This window comes from Streptomyces sp. NPDC007164 (assembly GCF_040634135.1).
GTDB classification, from domain to species: domain Bacteria; phylum Actinomycetota; class Actinomycetes; order Streptomycetales; family Streptomycetaceae; genus Streptomyces; species Streptomyces sanglieri.
The window spans coordinates 1-4,571 of the sequence record NZ_JBEYFB010000118.1 but is presented as its reverse complement, the minus strand read 5'-3'; the positions used below and the strand labels follow the sequence as shown (position 1 = coordinate 4,571).

The 4,571-nt window shown below is 67.2% G+C and carries 4 protein-coding genes and 2 pseudogenes; 4 read left to right on the top strand and 2 right to left on the bottom strand.

The genetic code is table 11. The features are described from left to right. Nucleotides 1-507, top strand: a 507-nt coding sequence (locus tag ABZ622_RS41735; protein ID WP_360552522.1) for a hypothetical protein, incomplete at its 5' end; no start/stop codon positions are given. Here the strand turns inward: ABZ622_RS41735 and ABZ622_RS41730 are convergent. Next, nucleotides 464-1,311 (bottom strand): IS5 family transposase gene (locus ABZ622_RS41730; RefSeq protein WP_360552520.1). Its coding sequence is split into 2 segments (ribosomal slippage): nt 464-972 and nt 972-1,311, totalling 849 coding nucleotides; the frame shifts between segments, so codons are not numbered across the junction. The genes ABZ622_RS41735 and ABZ622_RS41730 overlap by 44 nt on opposite strands. Before the next feature lie 72 nt (nt 1,312-1,383). Next, nucleotides 1,384-1,749 (bottom strand): annotated as a pseudogene (locus ABZ622_RS41725) (nuclear transport factor 2 family protein); the annotation flags it as partial. 148 nt (nt 1,750-1,897) lie between these two features. Between ABZ622_RS41725 and ABZ622_RS41720 the strand changes: the two are divergent. The 3 genes and pseudogenes from ABZ622_RS41720 to ABZ622_RS41710 form a co-directional block, all read left to right on the top strand. After that, nucleotides 1,898-2,172: pseudogene (locus tag ABZ622_RS41720) on the top strand (hypothetical protein); the annotation flags it as partial. A 14-nt stretch (nt 2,173-2,186) separates the two neighbouring features. Continuing rightward, nucleotides 2,187-3,020 (top strand): alpha/beta hydrolase, encoded by an 834-nt coding sequence (locus ABZ622_RS41715; protein ID WP_360552518.1) that lies wholly within the window; start codon nt 2,187-2,189, stop codon nt 3,018-3,020. A 349-nt stretch (nt 3,021-3,369) separates the two neighbouring features. Continuing rightward, complete coding sequence (locus tag ABZ622_RS41710; protein ID WP_360552516.1) at nt 3,370-3,819, top strand: nuclear transport factor 2 family protein; 450 nt, start codon at nt 3,370-3,372, stop codon at nt 3,817-3,819. Nucleotides 3,820-4,571: the final 752 nt, after the last annotated feature.

The window sequence follows — 4,571 nt, the reverse complement described above, 5'->3', positions numbered from 1 at the left end:
CCATCGCCGGCCTCGTCTCCGACCGAGCTACTGCAGCCTGAAATCGGCCGCGACCAGGAGAAACACGCCTCATCCGCTATCGCGCACCAACTCGTAACTGATCATTTCAGAATGAAGCGCTTGGCCAGAGAGTTATGCGCTGCGAAGATGCGAACTCGACTGGCCGGTGGAGGACGGGGACACCAGATGACGCGGTGGCAGCTCTTACAGGGAGACGTCCTGGTCGGTGAGCTCAGTGAGTACGGCTGTGATCAGCCGTTTTTCCTGGCGCGCTTCACCCCGGGACCGGGCTGGGAAAGCGTGAGGCCGTTGTTCGAGGCATGGGCGGCCTACAGGGGCCCTGACCCGGATGGGTTCAGGTTCGTCGCTCTGGTCAAGCCGTTGCAGGATTTGGGGCTCACGCTGGCTCCGGTTGACGGCCGGCAGCCTCCGTTGCAGCTCTTCAAGGACTGCATGGTGCGTATCAACGGGCCTGAGGCCCGTCTCCGCTACTGGCACAGCGTTTGACCGTCCTCTGGAGCCGGCGCAGACATATCAGGCTGCAGGCCAGTTTGAGCAGGCCCCGGTGGAGATCGGCGCGTCGTTCGTAGCGGGTTCGGAGGCGTTTGAACTGGTGCAGCCAGGCGAAGGTGCGCTCGACCACCCAGCGCACCTTACCCAGTCCGGAACCGTGGGCGACGCCGCGTCGGGCGATCACGGGTTTGATGCCGCGCTTCCACAACAGGCGGCGGTACTTGTTGAAGTCGTAGCCCCGGTCGGCGTACAGGCGTCGGGGCTTGCGGCGGGGACGCCCTCGTAGTCCCCGGATCGATGGGATGGCGTCCAGTAGCGGCATGAGCTGGGTGACGTCGTGCCGGTTGCCACCGGTGAGGGTGACGGCAAGTGGGGTTCCGTGACGGTCAACGATCTGGTGGTGCTTCGAGCCTGGCCGCGCGCGGTCCACGGGTGAGGGGCCGACGTGATCCCCCCTTTGAGAGCCCGGACATGCGACCCGTCCACGGAGCAGTCGTCCAGGTCCAGCAAGCTGGCACGGCGCAGCTCGACCAGCAAGGCCGCGTGCAGGCGCGGCCAGACGCCGGCCTCGGTCCAGTCCCGCAGTCGGCGCCAGGCCGTCACACAGGAGCAGCCCACCGTCTCTGCGGGGACGTCACGCCACGCGACACCAGTCCGCAGCACGTACATGACACCGGCGAGTGCCACCCGGTCCGGAACACGCAGCCGCCCGGGGTGGCGACGGCGTCGCTCGGGAGCAGGCGGCAGCAGCGAGGCCAGCCGCTCCCACAGGGCGTCAGGAACAAGATCAACACGCACCCTGGACACCCTGCTGACCAACATCGCCAAGCGCAAGACCTGCAGCTCAATCCATTCTGAAACGATCAGTTAGTGGCCCACTTGCGTAGGGATCCGCGAAGGTGCGAAGCCGCTTGTATGTCCGTCGACGCGGTATGTCGTGAAGTAGGTGGTCGCCGTTGCCGTCGCCTCGGATGTGAGGGTCACCAGGATGTTCGTGCATATCCGGCGCGAGAGACGGTCTGCGGGCCGACCAGCGAAATAGGAGCGAAGCGCGTCACGGCCCTGGATCCGGCGGTCGCCCTCAGTCCACTCCCAGACCCCGTCATCCACGAACAGCTCGGCCACCTCACCAGGATCGCCGAGGTCAAGCCTGCGCACGAACTCGATGATCAGGCGCTCGCAAGCTCGCTCGGCGAGCAGACGGTCCGTGGGATCAAGTGCTTCAGTGGCAAGCATCTCCTATTCGTATCAGCGAGCGAAAGCGCGTCACAACACCTTTCCGGCCCCGGGCAACCATGACCATGTCCTTCCTCCCACTCGTCCGGCCGGCCAGCCGGCCAGCCACATCCTCCATGACGGCAAACTCCCACTCAGCGGCACGCGCGCCCCGGTCCTCGCGGTCGGTGACGGCACTCCGGGCTTCCGGAAGGCCCGGAGCGAGGTGTTTCCCGAAACCAGCGAGCAGAGGTAACGTTCGCCACCGTCCGGCTGCGGACCAAGAACACCCGCGGCGACGGCTACCGCAACGCAGTCCTGGCAATGGGCTTCAAGCTCGTCGAGTCTGTCCAGCAGTGGTTGCGGGCTGTGAACGCACCCCACCCGGTCGCCCTCGTCCGGGCAGGAGCCCGCTTCGAACGCGGCCGGCTCGTCGAACGCCCCGAGGCGGTTGCGGCATGATCGAGCCAGCCGACTACCTGGGGGCCGACGTGGCGTGGTCTGAATACGTGGTGGTGCGAGACAGCGTCCGGCTTGCCTGCCGGGACTGGGGCGGGCCTGGACAGCCCATCGTGCTGCTGCACGGCCTGGCCGGTCACGCGGGTGAATGGGATGTGCTGGCACGGCGCTTGAGCTCCCGCTATCGGGTTGTCTCGGTCGACCAGCGCGGGCACGGCGCCAGCGAGCGCCACCCGCGGGACGTCTCCCGCGCCGCCTACGTCGCCGACGTCATCGCCGTTGTCGATCAGCTCGCGCTGCAGCGGCCTGTCCTGGTCGGCCAGTCGTTGGGCGGGCACACGGCCATGCTCACCGCCGCCGCACATCCCGGGCTTGTCCGCGCGCTCGTACTCGTCGAGGCCGGCCCCGGCGGTGCAAACCCGAACGGCCCCGTGGACATCGGCGGATGGCTCGACTCATGGCCGACACCGTTCCCCTCAAGCGAAGCAGCAGCCAAGTTCCTCGGCGGCGGACCGGTCGGCACAGGCTGGGCGGCCGGGCTGGAGGAACGCGAGGGCGGATGGTGGCCTCGCTTCGACCGGGACGTAATGGTCCGTTCGCTGGCGGAGAACGCCCAGCGTTCCTTCCAGCACGAGTGGGGGCAGGTCGCCTGCCCCACTTTGGTCGTCCTGGCCCAATCCAGCTTCATCCCTGCGCAGGAAGCCGACGAGATGCTCCGGCAGCGACCCGCCACCATGGCCATGAGCATCCCCGGCACCGGCCACGACCTGCACTTGGAACAACCTGAGATCCTGCACACCGCGCTCTCGGAATTCCTCAAGGGCCTCGCCTGAAACTCCTGCGCCGTCCGTCGGACGCTCTGGTGGACCTCGGCCACCAGCTCGCCCGACGTCGCGTCGCTGTTCACCACAGCGCGCAGCACATCGTGGTGGCGGCACAGCGATGGCGGGCCGGGCTCAGTTGCCCTCGGCTTCGTCCGTCGACTGCTGACACCGACCGACGCGCGCGCCACGGCGCACAAGGTGGCGAACCTTGCCTGTCATAACACCGGGGCTGTCACAGAAGTGGGCCTTGGTGGGCCTTTCCCGCCATTACCTGGGAGGTAATCGCCGTAGGTTCCACGACCGGAAAGAATGTGATCTCGCCGCGTCGACACGCGCCTCCGCAACGGAAGGACTCACCATGTCATTGGACACACCCACGACCACCCGCTCCGTGGTGGAGGAGCTACTGCGGCGGATCGGCGAGGGCGACCCCGACCGCATCGCCAAGCTCTATGCCGAGCGGGGCGACTGGAAACTGGACTGGCCGGAGTCTGAACACGGCCGTGCTGCCACCCCATGGATCCGGCATCGGTGCACACGCAGCGACGCCGCAGCTCACTACCGCGAGCTCGCGGAGCACCATGTGCCCGGGCAGGAGGCCACCGAGGTCGAGCGCGTCCTCGTCGACGGCGATGATGCGGTCGTGCTCGGCGAAATCCGCCAGACCGCCCGGCCCACCGGGCGCGCGTATCGTGCGCGGTTCGCCCTGCACCTGACGGTCCAGCACGGCCTGGTCACCCGGCACCACGTCTACGAAGACAGTCTTGCCGTTGCTCAGGCGTTCGGCGTTCAACGCGGAGAGCAGTGAGGCCCGGTGGTTGCATGAGTGCGCAGCGAATGATCACAGCCACTCCTTGATGGTTGCTACCGGCCCAGTCACTTCGTAGTGGACGACCTGTTTGCCGTAGCGGGTCATGACATCGCGGTTTCTCTTGAGTCGGTTGATTCCACATTCGACCGTGGGCCACTCCAGGCAGTCGACCTCGTCTGATTTCGGCGGCCTGCCCCTGACGGAGCGGCGCGCCGGGCAGTCCTTGGCCTGGTCCTTCTCTTCCCGAGCCGTGCGGTGGATCCTGCGTCTGTGACGCCTCCTCATCAGCTCCAACAGGAGTACGCGTCCCGGTGGGCCGGCGCAGGCGTCGACAGCCGGTCACACCCCAAGTCCGCATGGTGCCGGTGACGTCAGGAGTAGCGCTTCGCTCGGCCGCTCCTACCGCACCGGCCAGCGTCCAGCGTCGATCCTGCCCAACGCGTGGGCCTCCTCGTCGGCACCAACGGCGGGCACCCGCGCCGACTGCACCGCTCCGCCGCCGTCGGTCAACGAGGCGACGTCCGCTGCCAGGATGTCGAGCAGGCCCTGCGGATCGCCCGTCTCGACCAGGTCCTGTCCGGCGGATCATGGTCGGAGCTATGGTCGGAGCCATGGTCGGATCGCGGCTGCGGTGACTGTGCCGTGGGAGACATGGGCTCGCTTGTCGTAACGGGTGGGTGCGCCACGAGGCGCCATGGAATCGAGTGAGGTGAGAGACCTTCACCGCCGGGTTGTCGCAGCAACCTGGT

Excerpts from the sequence above, each read along its gene's own strand:
- ABZ622_RS41715 (WP_360552518.1), top strand. The coding sequence starts at position 2,187 with ATGATCGAGCCAGCCGACTACCTGGGGGCCGACGTGGCGTGGTCTGAA.
- ABZ622_RS41710 (WP_360552516.1), top strand. The coding sequence starts at position 3,370 with ATGTCATTGGACACACCCACGACCACCCGCTCCGTGGTGGAGGAGCTA.